17 protein-coding genes, 1 tRNA gene and 1 CRISPR repeat array are annotated in these 20,018 nt (G+C 45.7%); of the genes, 6 read left to right on the forward strand and 12 right to left on the reverse strand.

Annotated elements, in window-relative coordinates; translation table 11 throughout:
- Window positions 1–47 precede the first annotated feature (47 nt).
- Window positions 48–1,673: a radical SAM protein gene (locus tag NIES2104_RS10425; RefSeq protein ID WP_058998158.1), complete on the forward strand. Its 1,626-nt coding sequence runs from the start codon at window positions 48–50 to the stop codon at window positions 1,671–1,673.
- Here NIES2104_RS10425 and NIES2104_RS10430 read toward each other — a convergent pair.
- On the reverse strand, window positions 1,656–2,738 hold the full coding sequence (locus tag NIES2104_RS10430; protein WP_058998159.1) for an acyl-CoA dehydrogenase family protein: 1,083 nt from the start codon (window positions 2,736–2,738) through the stop codon (window positions 1,656–1,658). The genes NIES2104_RS10425 and NIES2104_RS10430 overlap by 18 nt on opposite strands.
- Before the next feature lie 44 nt (window positions 2,739–2,782).
- On the opposite strand from NIES2104_RS10430, the gene NIES2104_RS10435 reads away from it, so the two are divergent.
- Window positions 2,783–3,412, forward strand: a complete 630-nt coding sequence (locus tag NIES2104_RS10435; protein WP_058998160.1) for a rhomboid family intramembrane serine protease — start codon at window positions 2,783–2,785, stop codon at window positions 3,410–3,412.
- Here NIES2104_RS10435 and NIES2104_RS10440 read toward each other — a convergent pair whose 3' ends face one another.
- Together NIES2104_RS10440 and NIES2104_RS10445 are read right to left on the reverse strand one after the other, a co-directional pair.
- A complete protein-coding gene (locus NIES2104_RS10440; protein ID WP_058998161.1) occupies window positions 3,413–3,811 on the reverse strand; it encodes a type II toxin-antitoxin system VapC family toxin in 399 nt (132 codons plus the stop codon).
- Window position 3,812: 1 nt separating this feature from the next.
- Complete coding sequence (locus NIES2104_RS10445; RefSeq protein WP_058998162.1) at window positions 3,813–4,109, reverse strand: hypothetical protein; 297 nt, start codon at window positions 4,107–4,109, stop codon at window positions 3,813–3,815.
- An 89-nt stretch (window positions 4,110–4,198) separates the two neighbouring features.
- Between NIES2104_RS10445 and NIES2104_RS10450 the strand changes: the two genes are divergently transcribed.
- Window positions 4,199–4,825 (forward strand): DUF4340 domain-containing protein, encoded by a 627-nt coding sequence (locus tag NIES2104_RS10450; protein ID WP_058998163.1) that lies wholly within the window; start codon window positions 4,199–4,201, stop codon window positions 4,823–4,825.
- Window positions 4,822–5,676 carry a formyltetrahydrofolate deformylase gene (gene purU, locus NIES2104_RS10455; protein ID WP_058998164.1) on the forward strand — a complete coding sequence of 285 codons (855 nt, stop codon included), beginning with the start codon at window positions 4,822–4,824 and terminating at the stop codon, window positions 5,674–5,676. The genes NIES2104_RS10450 and purU overlap by 4 nt, the downstream gene beginning before the upstream one ends.
- On the opposite strand, the gene NIES2104_RS10460 is transcribed toward purU, so the two are convergent.
- Window positions 5,641–7,062, reverse strand: coding sequence for an ATP-binding protein (locus tag NIES2104_RS10460; protein ID WP_058998165.1), 1,422 nt, complete (start codon window positions 7,060–7,062; stop codon window positions 5,641–5,643). The genes purU and NIES2104_RS10460 overlap by 36 nt on opposite strands.
- Before the next feature lie 98 nt (window positions 7,063–7,160).
- On the opposite strand from NIES2104_RS10460, the gene NIES2104_RS10465 reads away from it, so the two are divergent.
- A complete protein-coding gene (locus NIES2104_RS10465) occupies window positions 7,161–7,844 on the forward strand; it encodes a response regulator transcription factor (RefSeq protein WP_058998166.1) in 684 nt (227 codons plus the stop codon).
- Window positions 7,845–8,115: 271 nt separating this feature from the next.
- On the opposite strand, the gene NIES2104_RS10470 is transcribed toward NIES2104_RS10465, so the two are convergent.
- Both NIES2104_RS10470 and lipA read right to left on the reverse strand, forming a co-directional pair.
- Complete coding sequence (locus tag NIES2104_RS10470) at window positions 8,116–9,036, reverse strand: NAD(P)H-dependent glycerol-3-phosphate dehydrogenase (protein ID WP_058998167.1); 921 nt, start codon at window positions 9,034–9,036, stop codon at window positions 8,116–8,118.
- Window positions 9,033–9,902, reverse strand: coding sequence for a lipoyl synthase (gene lipA / locus NIES2104_RS10475; protein WP_059001655.1), 870 nt, complete (start codon window positions 9,900–9,902; stop codon window positions 9,033–9,035). The genes NIES2104_RS10470 and lipA overlap by 4 nt, the downstream gene beginning before the upstream one ends.
- A gap of 125 nt (window positions 9,903–10,027) precedes the next feature.
- Here lipA and NIES2104_RS10480 point away from each other — a divergent pair.
- Window positions 10,028–10,101 (forward strand) — tRNA-Pro (locus tag NIES2104_RS10480).
- 309 nt (window positions 10,102–10,410) lie between these two features.
- Window positions 10,411–12,719: direct repeats of the CRISPR family, unit length 37 nt; unit sequence GTTTCAGTCCCGTTGCCGGGATTAGTTTGTGCGAAAG.
- A gap of 222 nt (window positions 12,720–12,941) precedes the next feature.
- Here the strand turns inward: NIES2104_RS10480 and NIES2104_RS10485 are convergent.
- From NIES2104_RS10485 to NIES2104_RS10510, 6 genes are all read right to left on the reverse strand, one after another.
- Window positions 12,942–13,505 carry a DUF1802 family protein gene (locus NIES2104_RS10485; RefSeq protein ID WP_058998168.1) on the reverse strand — a complete coding sequence of 188 codons (564 nt, stop codon included), beginning with the start codon at window positions 13,503–13,505 and terminating at the stop codon, window positions 12,942–12,944.
- The gene (locus NIES2104_RS10490) at window positions 13,502–13,849 is read right to left on the reverse strand and encodes a hypothetical protein (RefSeq protein ID WP_058998169.1); all 348 of its coding nucleotides are present in this window, start codon (window positions 13,847–13,849) and stop codon (window positions 13,502–13,504) included. Before NIES2104_RS10490 ends, NIES2104_RS10485 begins: the two co-directional genes overlap by 4 nt.
- Window positions 13,850–14,044: 195 nt before the next feature.
- Window positions 14,045–14,962, reverse strand: a complete 918-nt coding sequence (locus NIES2104_RS10495; protein WP_058998170.1) for an isopenicillin N synthase family oxygenase — start codon at window positions 14,960–14,962, stop codon at window positions 14,045–14,047.
- Window positions 14,963–14,996: 34 nt separating this feature from the next.
- Window positions 14,997–16,724 (reverse strand): DUF885 domain-containing protein, encoded by a 1,728-nt coding sequence (locus NIES2104_RS10500; RefSeq protein WP_058998171.1) that lies wholly within the window; start codon window positions 16,722–16,724, stop codon window positions 14,997–14,999.
- A 69-nt stretch (window positions 16,725–16,793) separates the two neighbouring features.
- A complete protein-coding gene (locus NIES2104_RS10505; RefSeq protein WP_192843572.1) occupies window positions 16,794–17,462 on the reverse strand; it encodes a hypothetical protein in 669 nt (222 codons plus the stop codon).
- Window positions 17,414–19,828 (reverse strand): HAD-IC family P-type ATPase, encoded by a 2,415-nt coding sequence (locus NIES2104_RS10510; protein ID WP_058998173.1) that lies wholly within the window; start codon window positions 19,826–19,828, stop codon window positions 17,414–17,416. The genes NIES2104_RS10505 and NIES2104_RS10510 overlap by 49 nt, the downstream gene beginning before the upstream one ends.
- Between the last annotated feature and the right edge of the window lie 190 nt (window positions 19,829–20,018).

Genomic DNA, 20,018 nt, shown 5'->3' on the forward strand with positions numbered 1-20,018 from the left:
GTTTGTCCATACGGCGATCGCGATCGAGTGTTAGTCTGAAGAAGCTGATGCTCGATCGTGTTTTTGTGACTTCTCCTTTCTTATCTGAACGCTTACTATTTACGCCTGCGACTCCTCAAGCAGACGCGATTCCGCTTATTTTTGCCTTTCCAAACGAATACAGTGTTGGCATTACTGCACTAGGGTATCAAGTCGTTTGGGCAACATTGGCGGCGCGATCGGATTTAGAGGTTGCAAGATTGTTCACGGATATTCACGAGTCATTGCCCTCTGAGCCGGAACTTCTAGGATTTTCGATGTCTTGGGAGTTGGACTATGTGAATATTTTGGGATTGTTGGAGTCGTTGGATATTCCGATTTGGAGTCGTGAGCGATCGAATCATCCGATTGTCTTCGGTGGCGGTCCCGTTCTCACTGCAAATCCTGAACCGTACGCCGATTTCTTTGATGTGTTTTTGCTCGGAGATGGCGAGATTTTGCTTGATGCATTTATCAATGCGTATCAGGAAGTTCGTTATGCCGATCGAGAAACGCAACTGAAGCATTTAGCTCAAGTTCCTGGAATCTATGTTCCAAGTCTGTACGAGGTGACTTATAAAAGTCTAGACGGTGAGATTGCAGCAATCAAACCGATCGATTCCTCGATTCCCGCTCAAGTTCAAAAGCAAACCTATCGCGGTAATACGCTTTCTGCCTCTACCGTTGTTACCGAGAGAGCAGCTTGGGAAAACATCTTCATGGTGGAAGTGGTGCGGAGTTGTCCAGAAATGTGCCGCTTCTGTTTGGCAAGCTATCTGACCTTACCGTTTCGGGTGGCGGATGTTGAAACGTCTCTCATTCCTGCGATCGAGCAAGGGTTGAAAGTGACCGATCGATTAGGTTTGCTCGGTGCGTCTGTCACGCAGCACCCAGAATTTGAAAGCTTGTTAGATCATCTCAATCAACCCCAGTTTGATCAGGTGCGATTAAGCTTATCTTCAGTTAGAACGAATACTGTGACTGAGAAGCTAACACAGACATTAGTAAAGCATGATGCCCGATCAATCACGATCGCGGTTGAAAGTGGTAGCGATCGCGTTCGACAAATGATCAATAAGAAACTTACCTCTGATGAGATTGTGCAAGCTGCAATTAATGCAAAAGCGGGCGGTTTAAGTGCATTGAAGCTCTATGGAATGGTAGGAATTCCGGGAGAAGAATCGGAAGATTTAGATCAAACGGTTGCAATGATGCGATCGCTAAAAAAAGCCGTTCCCGGACTAAAATTGACCCTCGGTTGCAGCACTTTCGTACCCAAATCACATACACCGTTCCAATGGTTCGGAGTCAATTCGCAATCGGAAAAACGGCTGCAATTTTTACAGAAACAACTGCGATCGCAAGGAATCGATTTCCGTCCTGAAAGCTACAACTGGTCAGTGATTCAAGCTCTGCTATCAAGAGGCGATCGACGACTTTCTAGACTGCTCGAACTGGTGCGGAACTATGGAGATTCACTCGGAAGCTATCGAAGAGCATTCAAAGAATTAAAGGGACAGCTACCGGACATGAGCGATTATGTGTTCGAGCGTTGGGAACTCGATCGTGTTTTACCTTGGAGCCATTTACAAGGTGCACTGCCACAAACCACACTAGAAAAGCATTTAGCGAGTTCACTATCGATAGCGGCGTGAAGTTGCAGCAATACGATCGAGCGTTCCTTCTAAAACCGCTGTCGTTTGTCCTGCAACCGAAAAGACTAATGCTTCTCGATACACTCTTTGGGCGGGATGTCGTTTAGAATTCGCTGCACCGCTAGAGACAACTACGGCAGCATGAGCACACCGAACCGCTAAATCGATCGCCCAAACTCGCAATCTTAATCGCTCTTCAAAGCTTTCATCCTGAGCAGAATAGATGAAATGACGACAGAGTTTCAATTCTTCGAGCAATGTTTCGTATGCGGGAGCGATCGACAAGTACGGCTTGACTTCCTGAACGTGGCTCACGATGTCTAATCCCGCTTGAGCGCAACCGAGAGCGAAGAAACTGTGATTGAGAATATTTGTACGATCGCTCTTAAAGATTGCGCCTGCATCCGTCACAAACGCAACCTCAGAGCGCTCTAAATCCCATTCGACCACCTCCGCTGTCACAGTGTTCGTTGAACTCATTGCAGCAAGTTCCATTGGCTCACTAAACTGAATCGAACCTCCAGAATTCTGATGTGTATTGCTAAAAGGAAGCATTCCATAAACGGCTTGACCATTCGGTAATAGTGCTGCCGCGAGAACCATTTCAAAAAAGCCAAATCCAGTAATCCAGGGAATGTGCCCGTGAAGTTGATAGCCGTCTTTGGTTTCGATCGCTTTCAAAGGCGGATTGTCATGTCTTCGCAAATGAGAAAATCCGATTCCAACGAATGCTTTCCCAGTTCCCATTCGAGGTAGATAAGCTTGCTTCAAATCCTCATTCTGGCTCTTTGACAAGATAGCTCCTGCGCTTTGATGTTGAGTTTGCAGAAACGCCAATGCACCCGAAAATCGCGCCACTTGTTCTTGGAACGAGTGAAACAAGTGATTATCTAGATCTGCACCGTTGTAAGTTCGGGGAACGCGGAGCGCGAGAAGATTACGATCGCCCAATCCTTTCAACGCCAATCGCAACAGATCAGCATCTTCGTCGAGTTGATTCGCGATCGGAGCAATCTCATCCCATAAGTAAATATCCGCAGTTTCCAGAAGGGTTGAACTTTCCATGTAGATAATGTGAGAGATTAAATGTTCCGATAGCTTCTTTGTCTATGAACGATCTTAGCCAGACTGCGGTGATCAATTGGGTGAGCCAAGCCAAAATTCTAGGATATCTATTAGTGTTCGCTTGGGTGATTTCGATTCTGAATTTTTCAATTTTCGGCAAGTGGCTTAATCAGTTTGGCATTCGTCCGCGTGAGTTGTCTGGCTTGTGGGGCGTAGCATTCGCGCCATTTCTACACGGAAGCTGGGGACATTTGGAAGGAAACTCGATCGCGTTTCTGACCTACGGCGGGCTGATTCTATTGCAGAATCCTGAAAACTTCGGAGCGGTCACGGTCACAGTTGCATTAACCAGTGGGTTAGGAACTTGGTTGCTGGGGCGCGATCGCACAATTCACATCGGCGCGAGTGGGGTCACGTTCGGGTATTTGGGATTTTTGATGTTTTTGGCGTTCTTCGATCGAAATATTCCAACCGTTTTGCTATTAGTTTTCACTGCTTTTTTCCACAGTAAATATCTTTGGGGATTGCTGCCTATCGATCGCAGAATCTCTTGGGAAGAACACTTATTTGGATTTTTAGGCGGAATCTACGCCGCTCGATATTTGCCACAAGTCCGAGAAAATTTCGCTCAGTTTCTCTCATATTTCGACCAATTTGCAGCTTGGATTCGATGATTAAAGCCAGTTGTCTAAGCTTAGAGACTGCACGTTTTGCAAGTCAGCATCATTAGAAATCAGCGTCAGAGAATGAATCATTGCGGTTGCTGCAATTAAAATATCTGCATCTTGAATCGGTCTACCTCTTCGCCTCAAATCAGCATGAATTCTAGAAGCAGTTTCAATCAGTTCAAGATCCTCAATGAGTAGGATCTCAACCACTGAGCAAAGTTCTTCAAACCTTGATAGTTGTCTTGTTGCTCCCAAGTATAACAGCCCTCGTTTTGTTTCGTAATACGTAATACAGCTAATACAAACTCTTGCACGAAATCGTCTTGCAGTTCTCAGTTGTACTAAAGCTTTTTCGTTCTCTTTAATAATTGCAGCAACGATATTCGTATCCAACAAGTAGCTCATTCTAATTTCCGCGCTTCACAGCTTCGTCAAATCGCTGGATTTGCTCCGGTGTCAAATCTTTTAGCAATCCTGACATTCCTTCAAACGCCATAATATCCTGAATAATACTAATAAGCTCGTCCTCTGGAATGTCCAAAACCTGCTGAGGTTGCCAAATCTCTAACATTCCATCAGTATGTTCACGAATCTGTTTAGTCCGATCGCACTCTTGAAAAACGGGATGCTCCTGTCGTAGTTGATCAACGATTCGGGTAATCCGATCTTCTACAACTTGCTTCAAATCTGTTGCTTGAGTCATGTTTTTCCCTCCGAATTGCTCTCTTCATTCTAACCGAGCAGTCCGATCGCACAATCTTCTAGAATAGCTACGGTGATTTGATAACACTTATGAAATTTCAGCGGACTTCATTAATTCTTGTATTTGCAGCTTTGGCGTTGGGGGGCTATGTGTATTACACCGAGTCTCAAAAGCCGCCTCAAGTAGATGAAGCAAAGTCGGATGAAAAGCCGCTTTTCAACTTCAAAGAACAAGATGTGCAAGCATTCACGGTGCAAACTCCAAAACAAACGATCGCATTTACGAAAACCGTTTTGACCGTTCCAGCAAATCAGAAAGATGCGAGTAAAATTAATACCTCGCCGTGGTTGATGACTAAACCAGAATCTGCGCCTGCGGATGAAAGTTCGATCGCATTTCTGCTCAATCTATTAGCCACGGCAAACAGCGATCGCTCTTTCAATGTTCCCGCTGCTCGAAAGTCCGAATTTGGTTTAGATCAACCTTCTGCCACTGTGGAAATCAAACTTGCCAATCAACAAAATCATCGTTTAGTCATCGGTAAACCAAACTTTAATCGTAACTTCCTGTACGCTTTAGTTGACCCGCCTGCGAATCAGGATCTGTCGGTTTTTCTCATTCCAATTAACTTTCAAAATGCAATCGATCGACCGTTATTGGAATGGAAACGCGACAAACCAAAACCTTCTGTTAGTCCTACTCCTTCTCCAAAATGAACACGCCAACTGCAACACTTTTAATTTCCTGCCCTGATCAGAAAGGATTGGTCGCTAAGATTGCAAACTTCATCTATTCCAACGGCGGTAATATTATTCACGCTGATCAACACACTGATTTTTCAGCAGGATTATTTCTGAATCGAATCGAATGGCAGCTCGAAGGATTTCATTTACCGCGTGAAGTGATTGAGCCAGCATTTCGAGCGATCGCAACTCCACTAAATGCGGATTGGCAGATCCATTTCTCGGATGCTGTACCTCGAATTGCAGTTTGGGTGAGTAAGCAGGATCATTGTTTATATGATTTGATTTGGAGACAGCGATCGGGAGAACTCCAGGCAGAAATTCCGGTAATTATGAGTAATCATGCAGAATTAGAAGCGATCGCAAAACAATTTGAAATCGATTTTCATCACATTCCAATTACAAAAGAAACAAAGTTAGAACAAGAAAAAAAGCAATTAGAAATTCTACAAAAGTACGAAATTGATTTAGTAATCTTGGCGAAATATATGCAGGTTCTAAGTTCAGATTTCATTAGTAAATTCTCGAATGTGATCAACATTCATCACTCATTCTTACCTGCATTTGCGGGTGCAAATCCTTATCAAAGAGCGTTTGAACGTGGGGTAAAAATCATTGGAGCAACAGCACACTACGTCACCGAAGATCTCGATGAAGGTCCGATTATTGAACAGGATGTTGTGCGCGTTAGTCATCGAGATGATGTCAAAGATTTGATTCGGAAAGGCAAAGATTTGGAGCGAATTGTATTAGCGAGAGCCGTTCGATTACATTTGCAAAATCGAGTGTTAGTTTATGGCAATAGAACGGTTGTGTTTGGCTAGCGATCGCTGAACTGCTAACACTGGAGTCTGTCTCATTAAATGAACGGTGGCAATAGTTCCTTGATCTTTCTGGCTCTCAAGCGCGATCGTGCCGCCTTGTAATTCAACACACCGTTTCACAACCGCTAATCCTAATCCCGTTCCGGTTGCATAACTTGAGTTCTGTCCTCGATAAAAGGGTTCAAAAAGTTTTGCTTGATCTTCCGGTGAAATACCAATTCCTTCATCACGAATTTGGAAGCGAATTTGATAGTTTGTTCCGTCTAGTTTTAAGAGAATTTTGCTCCCTGCTGGAGAGTATTTGATTGCATTTCCAAGCAGATTACTTAAAACAGAATAAAGCAATCTCTCATCTACGTAGGCATAGGTATATTTGTCCTGTGTTTCAAACTGGATGATGTGACTCTTGTTGGTTGAAACTTCGAGATCTTCAATCAGATTAAGGCAGAACGATTCTAAATCGATCGTTTCTGGATTGCATTCTAATTTTCCACTTTCTGCCCTAGTTAGTGTTAGAACATCTGTGAAAAGCTGCTTCATTGACATTGCAGCGGTTTGAATACGATCGAGGTTTTTCAATCGCCGTTCTTCTCCCCATTTTGAGTTTCCTTCAATCATGAGTTGGACTGAGCCTAAAATAATACTCAGTGGAGTCCGAAACTCATGAGAAACCATTGAGAAAAATCGTAACTTTAGCTCACTGACTTCTTTTTGTTGAGCAAGTTTGTGTTGAAGTGTTTCTGCTTGTTGCCGCTGAGAAATTTGATCGTAGAGCGCAATAAAACAGACAATAATCACAACGAATCCAGAAAACATAAGCTGCATTTCAATTGCTTTCCGTTCATGAATGCTTCTTTTTGTTGTCTCGATCGATTGATTTAATTCGGCTTGCTGTCGCTCTTCTAAATTCGCGATCGCAGTTTGAATCTGCTGACGTAAGGCAATACTTTGATTCGTGATTGACTCTTGATATTTTACTGTTGAAGCTTTTGTCTCATAGAGAATTAGCGATCGCTCTAACAGCTTGACTCTTTGTGAAACTAACTTCTCAATCTCGTCAAGTTCTTTGAGTTCTTCTTTCTTAAGCCGCTCTTTCAACTGATTGAATTTAGGTGGAATTTTTCCAATCGCCGATCGATATCGAGTCAATTCATCCCCATTTCCTAAATAGATATAGCCGCGTCTTGCAGATTCAGCGATCGTCATTTCTACAAAGACATCATCTAAACCTTTAATAATTTCGTAGGTTTGCTGAGATTTGTAAGTATTCTCTGTAATTTGATTCACATTTTGATGAGAAATGACACTACTAATGCAAAGAAGTGCAATCAAACATCCAAATCCTGCGGCTAACCAATTTCGTTCTGGAGTCTTTAAAAAAGCCATTGGTACAATTCTCAAACAGTCGCGGCGAAATAAGAATAAAAATTAGAGGGTTTTGCTTGATGTATTAAAGTAGGGATCATTCCAGCTTACCGTTTGTTATGCGAGTTTTAGTTGTAGAAGATGACCTTCATTTAGCGGAAGTCTTAACCGAAGCACTCAGCGATCGTGCTTACTCCGTCGATGTCGTGAAAGATGGTGAATCTGCTTGGAATTGGATCTCATCGGTTTCTTACGATCTGATTGTCTTAGATGTGACGCTGCCAAAACTCGATGGGATTAGCTTATGTAGAAGATTAAGAACCGCACCCAATCATGGAACAACACCCGTTTTGATGCTGACCGCAAGAGATACGATCGCAGATAAAATTCTCGGACTCGATGCAGGGGCAGATGACTACATGGTGAAGCCCTTCGATCTTGAGGAACTGATGGCGCGAGTCCGCGCCTTACTGCGAAGAGGCACGTTGAATACTCCAAGTACGATTACTTGCGGCGAGTTACAGATTGATCCAGAAACGCACGACGTGACCTATTCCGGGGAATTGATGCAGCTAACCCCGAAAGAGTATGCACTGTTAGAATTGTTAGCTGCGAGTGGACGACGCATTTTAAGTCGATCGAGCATTATTGATCGCATTTGGTCGCTTCAAGATCCGCCGACTGAAGAAACCGTGAAGTCACACATCAAAGGCTTGCGGCAGAAATTAAGAAATGCTGGTGCGCCCGAAGATTTCATTGAGACGGTTCATGGAGTTGGGTATCGATTAAAACAGCCAAAGTAAATCTATCCAAAGATGGATCTACCCGATTTCTACCCGATTTCTACCCCACATTTCCACCCAAACCGATTACTTTAAATTTTTAGAGAAATCTGGGAAATCTCTTTGCGCTCAAATAGCGCAAGAGCTTCGGTCGCTGGGAAAGGGAAACACAGCCGATTCAACCACACGATAAAGAATCGGGAGTGGAGAACTGTACCGAAGTTCCTATCTGCTCATGATGAGTCTCCACTCGTTGTGAGCAGTTTTTTTTCAACTTAAAATCTCCGATCGCTCAAACACTTTCCGGCTTACTGTGCCGCTGCATCAGTTCCCCAACTGCCGATCGAGGTGTGACTTCTCCGCGCAATAAGCGATCGACTTGAGTCGAAATCGGCATCGAAATCCCTTGCGATCGCGCTAACTGCACCAAAACCTGAGTTGTATTAATCCCTTCCGCTGTTCCTTCTAAAGTTGCTAACACTTCAGAAAGCGTTTTCCCTTGTGCTAATCCATAGCCGACTTGATAGTTTCGACTGAGCGAACTACTACAAGTTGCAAGCAAATCTCCTAAGCCGGACAATCCATAGAACGTCTCAGGCTTTGCACCCCAATAGTTTCCAAGCCGAATCATCTCCGCTAATCCGCGAGTCACTAACGCTGATTTGGCATTCGTTCCAAGCTGCAAGCCGTCACAAGCTCCAACCGCGATCGCAATTACATTTTTCAAGGTTCCGCCCAGTTCAACCCCTAGCGGATCAGCATTCGTATACACCCGAAATCGAGCGGAGGAAAAGGCTTGCTGAATGCGATCGGCAACGGTTTGATCTTGATGTGCTACCACACTCGCAGCGGGTAAACCTTGTTGAATTTCTTTTGATAAATTCGGTCCAGATAGAACCGCGATCGCGCTTTGTGGAAATGCAGTTTGCCAAACTTGCGAAGGCAAGAACGGTAGAGCCGTTTCATTTCCTGATTCTGAATCTAATCCTTTTGTGGCAGTGACGATTGTTGGAACTGCGATCGACATTTGTCCAATCACCGATCGCACTCCTTTCATCGACACGGCTGAGATTAACAGATCCGAATTAGAAATCGTTTCGTTTAAAGTCTGATCGCTGCGGCGTGACCAAACTGAAACGTCGTGCCCATTTTCCCGCGCCAATCCTGCCAGCGTTGATCCCCAAGCTCCCGCACCAATCACCGCAATTCTCATCTTGGGTACTGTTGCATCAATGCTTGAACTTGTTCTGCATGATAGGAACTGCGAGTGAGTGGAGTCGAAACAACTTGTAAAAAGCCGATCGATTCTCCGTATTCGCGCCAGGCATCGAACTGTTCGGGTGTGACAAAATCCTTTACGTCTAAGTGCTTCTGACTCGGTTGGAGATATTGCCCGATCGTTAAAATATCGCAGTCCGCCGCTCTTAAATCTTGCATCGTCTGGCGTACTTCAGCATCGGTTTCACCCAGTCCGACCATAATCCCAGATTTGGTGTAAACGCTTGGATTAATTTGCCGAACTTGCTTGATCAATTCGAGCGATCGAGCATAATCCCCTTGAGGACGAACGCGGCGATACAAGCGGGGAATCGTCTCAGTGTTGTGATTTAGCACTTCTGGTGATGCGCTTAGAATAATTTTCAGCGCGTCCCAATTTCCGCATAGATCGGGGATCAGAACTTCGATCGTGGTTTTCGGTGAAACAGCTCGAATGCCTTCAATACAGCGAACAAACTGAGACGCGCCACCATCGGGTAAATCATCCCGATTCACCGAAGTAATGACGACGTGATTTAAGTTCATGCGTCTGACTGCTTCCGCCAATCGAGTTGGCTCGGTTGGATCAAGCGGCTGCGGTTTTTTCTCGAAATCAATATCACAATAGGGACACGCACGAGTACAAGCCGGACCCATAATCAGAAAGGTCGCCGTTCCGTTATTGAAGCACTCGCCAATATTCGGACACGAGGCTTCTTCACACACGGTATTGAGTGCGAGATCCCGTAAGACTTCTTTGACACTTCCGACTCGCTCCCACTGAGGAGCTTTGACCCGTAGCCATTCCGGTTTGACAACCACGTTTTTACCTATGATGCGATCGCGCTTTGCATGGTCTATCTTAACAAGTCGGGGATTTTGATCAAATGACTCGACGTAAATCCAATCTTGAGCTACGATAAAAGACGCATTGCACAAATGCTTTGCGGGATGTAGCGCAGCTTGGTAGCGCACCTCGTTCGGGACGAGGGGGTCGTAGGTTCAAATCCTATCATCCCGATTTCTAGCGGAGACGTAAACGCAAGCGGGGGCTAGCTTTCTAGCGTTTATCTCAAAGTTCTAATGAGTTAGAGAAAGTACTAGGGCTAACCGCTTTTTCTAGAGAGTTCCTACAAAAACTGACATGGCAGTGAGAAACCCTAGAAGCTTGAAAAAACAGACGATCGCAAACTGATTCAAAACTCATAATCCATTGGGTTGTGTATGTACTTAAGAAGGGTAGGGTTCATCTCTGCCCTTTTTCATGCCCTTCAGACCGCTTCTCATGCTCAGAACGTAGATTCAATTCCTGAAACTGTTTATCCGCCTTGTTTCAGTCCCGTTGCCGGGATTAGTTTGTGCGAAAGTAGTTACTTCATGTAGGAGGTTTGAATGTCTGAGAGTTTCAGTCCCGTTGCCGGGATTAGTTTGTGCGAAAGCGAGATCAGTTAAACCATCCCATCCCCGTATTCGTGTTTCAGTCCCGTTGCCGGGATTAGTTTGTGCGAAAGAAATTCCTGTAATCGGGATTTCGATCAAAACTGCTGGTTTCAGTCCCGTTGCCGGGATTAGTTTGTGCGAAAGTCGAGCGATCGAGTTCTTTGTAAAAATCCTGGATCTCGTTTCAGTCCCGTTGCCGGGATTAGTTTGTGCGAAAGTTGTTGTGCCACTCGGTAATGATCCGAGCGTTCTTGGTTTCAGTCCCGTTGCCGGGATTAGTTTGTGCGAAAGAGCCTTATGCGGGCGGTTTAGCGGTTTTGTTTGCTAGTTTCAGTCCCGTTGCCGGGATTAGTTTGTGCGAAAGCTTGAGAAAGCAGTCCCGCCAGTCGATCGCCCTGAGTTTCAGTCCCGTTGCCGGGATTAGTTTGTGCGAAAGCCGATCAACCCAATTCCGTCGATCGATTCTCAAATGTTTCAGTCCCGTTGCCGGGATTAGTTTGTGCGAAAGTATTTACTACGCCTGAAATCCTTATGCCATATAGATAGTTTCAGTCCCGTTGCCGGGATTAGTTTGTGCGAAAGGACGGACAATGGAGACGCGGTAAAGGCAATGTCGATGTTTCAGTCCCGTTGCCGGGATTAGTTTGTGCGAAAGCTATGAAAAGTTAGCAAGTGTTTTAGCTGAGCTTGGTTTCAGTCCCGTTGCCGGGATTAGTTTGTGCGAAAGCGATGCAGGATTGCTAACCGAAGCGCCTACCGAATCGGTCAGTTTCAGTCCCGTTGCCGGGATTAGTTTGTGCGAAAGAAAGAAGCACTGGCTTCTAAAGGTATCAGGGATGACGTTTCAGTCCCGTTGCCGGGATTAGTTTGTGCGAAAGTTCCCATTAGACAATACATCGATTCTTGAGTTTGGATGTTTCAGTCCCGTTGCCGGGATTAGTTTGTGCGAAAGTTTTGGTGCAAAATTTTGCATACAAATAAGAGCGAGTTTCAGTCCCGTTGCCGGGATTAGTTTGTGCGAAAGCGCTCGTTTTCCGGTTCTTTCAGTGTGGACGAACAGTTTCAGTCCCGTTGCCGGGATTAGTTTGTGCGAAAGCGATTTGTAACCGATGAATCAGGCTTGAAATTCAAAGAGTTTCAGTCCCGTTGCCGGGATTAGTTTGTGCGAAAGCCATATCTGCCGATGGATCGATTTCCGATTTTAGTAGTTTCAGTCCCGTTGCCGGGATTAGTTTGTGCGAAAGAGAAACGTAAACGGTGATTGTTGTTTCAAAACAATAGTTTCAGTCCCGTTGCCGGGATTAGTTTGTGCGAAAGCCTCAAAGCCGATGAAAGTGGCAACGCCTTTATCGAGTTTCAGTCCCGTTGCCGGGATTAGTTTGTGCGAAAGGGATTTGGCGGTTCCGAGAACTTGCCCGTGAGCCTGTTTCAGTCCCGTTGCCGGGATTAGTTTGTGCGAAAGCGAGGATTTCGAGCTTATCGGTTTCCTGCATAAAGCGTTTCAGTCCCGTTGCCGGGATTAGTTTGTGCGAAAGTCGCCAAACATAGTAGGCAAATCCTCCGACCACTGCAAGTTTCAGTCCCGTTGCCGGGATTAGTTTGTGCGAAAGTCAAAATCGCTTCAGTCATCGATCGAATGTTAAGCGTTTCAGTCCCGTTGCCGGGATTAGTTTGTGCGAAAGTGAAAATACATTCCCGGAGTCATCGATTCTCCGGATGTTTCAGTCCCGTTGCCGGGATTAGTTTGTGCGAAAGCATCGTGATTGTAAGGACAGGTGATTCTATTGTCCCGTTTCAGTCCCGTTGCCGGGATTAGTTTGTGCGAAAGCGCAGCGATCGTTCCGATATTTTTCCCGATATCATCTGGTTTCAGTCCCGTTGCCGGGATTAGTTTGTGCGAAAGATACCAATAATATAAGGCAAGTAGTTTTAATAGTCGTTTCAGTCCCGTTGCCGGGATTAGTTTGTGCGAAAGCGATAAATGATATGTCTTGCTCAGTTGCGGCGTTCCAGGTTTCAGTCCCGTTGCCGGGATTAGTTTGTGCGAAAGCACAAACGGATCTATCACTTTTGTCGATCCTCCTACGTTTCAGTCCCGTTGCCGGGATTAGTTTGTGCGAAAGCGTTGATCGCGATCGAGCGTTCGATTTGTCTGCATAAAAGTTTCAGTCCCGTTGCCGGGATTAGTTTGTGCGAAAGCCCGCGCCTTAGAACCCTTACTGAACAAGAATTCTACAGCCACTTTTGGCAAAGGTCATCTGAAACCCTGATCCCAGCCTTTATTCTACGGCTGCGGCGCTTTTCTCGATCGCTAAAAATATTGAATTGTCTTGGTTCTGGCGATTTGGCAAACCTCCCAGGGATTTCGCCCTCGCTTCGGTTTGCCAAAAACTTGTCTCATTATAGAACGATCGCTGAAAATTAACCCACGATCGCGCTTTCTAAAGCAATATCCCGAATCTGCCGAACTCGCTCTTGGTATTCCGTCTCACTTAGCACTGAAGTTGCATTCTCGATCGACAATTCATCGATTTCAATCCACGATCGACATCCGCCGTAAGCATCCAGATACGGAATCGTGTGAGTCTGCGGTAAGCGAAACACTTTTAATAACAGCAAATATAAGGAAGAGCGAGGTTTCCACTTTAAGCGCTCCTCGACAAAGCGATCGTTCCAGATGTGAAACGGTAAGAGCGATCTCACCACATCCGGATCGCTGACTTGAAGAACGTCCGTGATCTCAGCATAAGAAGAAATATCGATCGTCTTAGGATGCCAGCCGGACTCAACTCGATCGACGAAATGCGATTGTTTTAGCAACTCTGGATCTTGATGCTCGAAGGTGGGATACAGCAGAACTTGGCGAAATGGAACTTCAAATCGTCCCTTTTCTTCTCGAATGCCACCTTTACGAAGCAGCAGAATCGATTCACCTTGCTCTAAAGCTTGAATTGCGATCGACCATTCTTTTAGTGCGTGTTTCATTTTGGTAAATTCAACGTCGAGAAAAACTCAATACAGACCACCACAAACGGAAACATGATTCCTGCAAGTCCGATCCAGCCCCCAAACTGACCGATAAGCGACCCGATCTTTCTTTGTCCGCGTTCACCTGCCGCTGCCAGAACGCCAGAACTCATACTAATCAGTGCCGCTCCACCCAAACCAAAAGGGACACTCAGCAAAAACCATGTTCTCAGTCTAGCGCCCGGATTGATTAATCCGATCGTTGGAAACAGCACAAAGCTGACTGCCTCCACTACAAGCCACAAGCCCAAAGCCGTGAGCAAATCTTTCTTTTGCAGGTCGTCGAAGGAGAAGTTATTCATCACCAAAATTTAAGAGTTTCTCAATCCTTGGGTAGGAAAAGATCGCGATCGCATTGCCTAGAATGAAGACAAGTTAGAACTTCGGAGCGCTCTTTAAGATGAACACCCACGATTTATTGATGCTGATCTTGATGCTGATCCCAGGGATCTTGCTGTCTGTGGCAATTATGGCAACGTTTGCAGCGGGTGGCTAACTTATTTCAGCCCGATCTCGGCGAGTCGCTGCTGTAAGTATTCGCCTGCGGTAGTTTGGGGAAATCGCATCACGCCGCCCGTTTTGTCTATGCAAGTCTGGAGCGGCGTTAGATCGGTTTTACTCACTGGATGCACAAAGAACGGCATCGAGAATCGACGAGAGCGATCGCCTGGATTGATCACCCGATGTGTAGTACTCTTCAGCAATCCATTGGTCAATTGCTGCAACATATCGCCACTATCGACGATAATTTGACCTTCGACATTCGGAATCGCTCTCCAAGTTCCGTCACGCTGTAAGAGTTCTAATCCGCTATCGGTCGCTTCACAGAGTAGCGTGATCAGATTAATGTCTTCGTGTGGAGCCGATCGCAAACTAGCAGGATTCGCATCTTCGGGAATCGGCGGATAGTGAATGATTCGCAAAATCGTATCGGCATCGATCGTGGTCTCGCTCAGAAACGATCGATCTTGTTCTAAATACAATGCACAAGCTTCGAGCAGTTTCACTGCACACTGTTCGAGTTGAGCATAAAGCTGATTCATCGTGGCGTGAAATTCGGGAACCTCGATCGGATCAAGATTTGCGAGATGGTTTTCTCGTCCGACGTGCCAGAATTCTTTCAGATCAGGTACGGGATGATCTTTAGCGTGTTCTTTTCCAAATCGTGTGAATCCTCGCTGCCCGTTGAGTTTCGGATCTTCGTAGCGCAATTTCGTTTCGTCGGGCAACTCGAAGAACGCTTCAGCGAATTGATAAGCGCGTTGAATCAGAGCGCGATCGACTCCGTGATTTACCAGCGCAAAGAAGCCGATTTCTTCTAGGGCTTTTCCGGTTGTTAGAACGAAATCCTGTTGCTGGACGGGATCGTCTGAGAGAAAAGATTGGAGATCCACGATCGGAATCGTTTGTTGCATAGGATTAAATCAAAAACTGGGTGAGTGGATCATATTATCCTGCGGGTACGAATTGTTCTAGAACGGCTTGGCGTAACAATCTCTGAGGCATGAAGCCTTGAGACAGAATGAAATCATGAAATTGTTGCTGATTAAATTTTTGTCCTAGACGTTGTTCAACATCTCTGCGGAGTTGCATCAGACGTTGATAGCCATAGAAGTATGAAGGGGCATGTCCAGGAAGCCGAGTTGTATAGCGATCGATTTCCTGTCGAGCAAAAAACTCTGAATAGCCCGCATCTTCCATAAGAACTCGCAGCGCTTGATCGATCGAAATCTTACCCAGATGCAATTCCGGTTCGAGAAAGGCTCGTGCGGCTCGGAGGAGTTGGAATTGGAGTGAGATGAATTGTCCATCGATCGGCATGTAGGGAAGGGTGATTGCTTCGGCGTAAAGTGCCCAGCCTTCGTGATTTGCAGGATTGTAGCCGTATCTCGATCGAGCTTGTGAAGTTCCTTTGTCCTGAATCGTTGTGAACTGCAAATCGTGTCCGGGTCTGCCTTCGTGAGCAGTCAATGTCCAAGACACGGCGGAGTAGGTGAAATCGTTGTAGACACGAGGTTTAGGATCAGGTTTTATGAGCGGAATGATAAAGACACCAGCGGTTTTTTGAGAATTTCGGGGCGATTGGTATTGAGGAACGGGAAAGGTCGCATTTTCTCGATCGCTAGTTAATCGAATCGTTAACGGTCGCGATGGCAGTGTGACTAATTTTTCACGCTGGATGATGGCTTCAATTTCCTTCTGGCGTTTCTGATAGTGCGGCAGAATTTGATCGGCTGGCAGTTGTTCTTGTTTGAGAGCGCGAATCACATCCCGGTAGTCTTTTGCTTGCAAGCCTCTTTGTTTTGCAATTTGGGGCGCAAGCTTATTCATTTCTTGCTGAATGTTCGTGAAAGCGGTGTGAGCATTTTCGAGGAGTTCATCGATCGAGATTTCTACTCCGCGTTCTGCAAGTTGTTGGGCGTAGAGTTCGGGCGATAATCGAAAATTTGTTCTCGCTTTCGGTAGAATTTCGCGTTGAACAAACGTGTTGTACTCGGTGAGTTGCGCTTTTAATTTGGGGTAGAGGGCGGGATCGATGCCACGACGCTCGAGACGCTGCCGAATTTGTTCGAGTTGAGCGGGAGTATCGGCTAGATCTTTTTCAAGCTGGAATTTCTCAGGAAAAAGAATGTTCGATCGCGTGAGTGCTTCTCGCATCTTCTGAGTGGCAACAGTCGCGATCGCAGGTGTCCCCGTTTCATCTCCGCTCAGTTGCTTGACTCGTTTGTTAAAGTCACGAGCATTCAGTTTATCTAAACTGCGATTGATTTCTCTGGCTAGATTGACGTAGGGCAGTTGATATTGCTGATCGAGTTGATTCGATCGTAGTTCTTCTTGAGCGGATGCAATCAGGATTTCTAAATCGATTTTGACGGATGGATCAGTTTCTTGTCTGAGTTTGTTCTGAAAAGTTTGAATCGCGTTGTTTAAATTTTTCTCGTAGCATTGCACGTATGCTGAATTGAGTTCGAGCAGCGATTCGCTTAGTGTTGTTTGTTCTGTACAGTTTGATTCTGATGCAGCTTTGATCAGGATATTGGTATTTTCGTTGCTGCGAGTGATCCAAGTGGGTTTTGCGGATGCGATCGAATTAGATAGCGGATGAGATGCGATCGCAATCATAAACGTCGCGATCCCAAGCAGAACACAGACTTTACGCGAAATCCGAAGAATCATAAATCGATTGAGAAGAAGCGAATTTCTCGATCTTACGACAGTGAGAAAATTCCTTGGGTTGCAGATTTATCACCGACGACATTGCAGCGAATTGAAAATATCGTTCGCCTTTTTTCTTGCGACATCCCCATTCGCATCATTCACAAGCAAATTCACAAAATATCGACTTTCACCCAGAACCACATTTCCCCGGTAAATCACAGTTGATTTCTCAGCCGACTCCGGATATTTCAACATTCCTTCGCGAATCGAAATCCCGGTCGTTTGACCACACAACAATCGATTTTCTGCCCGAACCGAGTTGACTTTGAGTTCTTCCTCATCGGCTCCGAGCGCAATACTGTCTAGAATGCGATCGATGCGCTGTCGTCCGGCTTCCCCATTCACAGGCACTCGCGCCATTAATAACTGGACATCCGGTTCATCGCCCTCCGATGCAACCAACGCGATTTTTGCACCCGCGATATTGATACCGAGCAAGCCTTGAGAGCCATCCGGCAACTGATAAGTCATGATATGACTGGCGATCGCTTCTGCGCGTTGAGGAGTGGCAGCATTGCTGAGAAATTTCATTGCGAGTCCGGTTAGACCCACTCCAAGAACTGCGATCGCGCCCAACACAACGGCAATCGTTTCCCAGATTGAAACTTTATATTGTGGAATTCGTGACGGGAATTCTCTCATGATTTCTACTCCAGGTCTACGCCCAAACAGCGATCGAGGAATCGAGTTCGCCATGCTAATCGTAGGATCAGTCCCCATTCCAGTGTAACCAGCCCAAGGAAGAAACAGTCTTGTAAACTCAGCGGTGACAGTTCAAAAAAGACTCGCAGCGGCGGAATAAATAAAATGAGCAGATAAACGAAGAGTAAAACGACTGCCACGAGCGTATATCGCCAATCTCCGCTCAAAGGTTCTCCACCTGTCCAAGCATTCGTGGGGGGTTTGAGAAATGGCAACAGCATCAATTGACAGAATACAAGAAGTGTCACTAATGCCGTTCGAGGAATATTAAATTCGATGCCAATTAATCCAACATTCGGCGGTAAATCTAGAGCAGCACTCGCAAGATAAAAAAGATATACCGTCAGTGATACTAATGTGATGGTAATTGTCGCAGGCACGACGAAATGCAACATCGATCGCACTAAACTTCGCTTCTGTGGTTCTCCAGGTTGTGCCCAAATGGGAATGAATGTAGTGGGAATGCCAACGCCAATCAGAGTAACGATCGCACTATGTTTATTCAATAAAGGAAAGCTATCGGAAACAATGGCGATCGCAAAAATCAACAGCGCCACACAACTCAATCGCACCATAAATAATTTAACGACATCGCGAATGCCATTCTGAATCCGTTGTCCTTCGAGAAATGTATGCGGCAACGCTTCAAAAGAATCTTTGAGCAACACAATATCGGCAATGCTACGAGTCGCTTTACTACCACTCTCCATCGCAATTCCTAGGTTCGCTTGCTTGAGAGACAGCACATCATTCACGCCATCGCCGGTCATCGCTACATAATATCCACAATCGCGTAAACTCCGAACCAGTTGCGCTTTTTGCTGCGGTGTAATGCGTCCAAATACGTTGTAATTTCGAGCCGCCTGAACAAATTGTGCTTGATCCATTTGGGCGAGTTCTACACCTGAAATCACGCGAATTTCATCACTAAAATCTGCTTGTTTCGCCAACGCTGCAACGGTCTGAGGATTATCACCGGAAATAATTTTAAGTGTGATTCCCGCTTTGACAAATCCTTGCAGCGTTTCACGAGCAGAGGGACGAAGCTGATCCGAGAAACATAGGATTCCGAGCGGCGTTAAGGGCGGCAGAGCATTCGACTCGATCGACTTCGGTGTATGTCCGAATAAAACTACTCGAAATCCTTGATTGACTTGTCGATCGATAGAGTTCAAATACTCCTCATCTAAAACAGTCGATTTCATCAAAATTTCCGGTGCGCCCATGACATAAGTTCCGGGCTGTTCTGCAAACTCGATCGCGCTCCATTTTCGCGCCGATGAAAACGGAATTTCATTATGGATCGGTTTCGCGTATCCACTACAAGCAATGAGAACCGCTTCACTGGTACGATTTCCAGATTGTGTACTCGCGGCGAAATTTCCTAATCGCGATCGCAGTTCCTTTTCATCAATTCCAATCGGGTAAATTGACTGTAGCTCGATCTGATTTGTCGTTAGTGTTCCAGTCTTATCCAGGCACAAGACATCTACGTTACTCAACGATTCGACCGCATTCGTTTGCTGAATCAGTACATTCTGCCCTAACATCCGAATCGATCCCATCGCATACGAAAGCGTGATTGCTAGAATTAATCCTGCGGGAATCAGTCCAGCGATCACGGCTGCACGTTGAACGACTTCGTTTAAAGTTTGCGATCGGATCACAAAACTAATTCCAACAAGCAACCATAAGAATGATGCCAGCAGCAACAGAATCCGAATAATCAGATTAATCTCAGCTTGCAGCGGTGTATACACTTGGCGAAATTCTCGTGCTCCCATCGTTAGCTGATAAGCAACCGTTTCTGTCCCGACTTTTTGCGCTTCGTAACACGCACTGCCACTCACACAGAAACTCCCCGAATACACAGGTTTTCCAGCAATTTTCGCAATCAGATCCGATTCTCCAGTCAACAGCGATTCATCGATCTCGACTCGTCCATCTCCAACAATCTGACCATCGACTAACACCTGGTCACCCGGACGCAGCACCAACGTATCCCCTAACACGATCTCATTCGGATCAAGATTGAGTTCCTTTCCGTTGCGAATTACCGTTGCATGAGGACGCGATAACAGTGCAATTTCATCGAGCTTCTGTTTCGCCCAAATTTCCTGCACAATCCCAATCACCACGCCGCTGAAAATCACCACAGCCACGAAAACCGCATCACTTGGACGACGCAGCAAAATAAAAACGCCGCTAATCGCAAAGAAAACGGCATTAACAAACGTGAACAAATTTTCCTGAAAAATCCGAGCATACGATCGACTCGTTGGCAGTTTGACGTTGTTCGTTTCACCTGCTAACTGTCGATCGCGGACTTCTCGATCGCTTAATCCGGGGAGCGTTGCCATGAATTCGAGGGGCTAAATCAGATGCTTTCTATCATAGTCACTGCTTCCCGTTCAGCAAAATCATTCTTTTCTTGGAAGGCGTTTGAAACGTGTAAGAAGTCTCTGCGCTCTCGTTTGCCTCCCGCCCTGAAATGAATTTCGGGCTAATCGACGCAAGTCCATTGAAAATGGACTAAGAGACTGAAACTGG

The sequence above is a fragment of the Leptolyngbya sp. NIES-2104 genome (assembly GCF_001485215.1).
Lineage (GTDB): Bacteria > Cyanobacteriota > Cyanobacteriia > Leptolyngbyales > Leptolyngbyaceae > Leptolyngbya.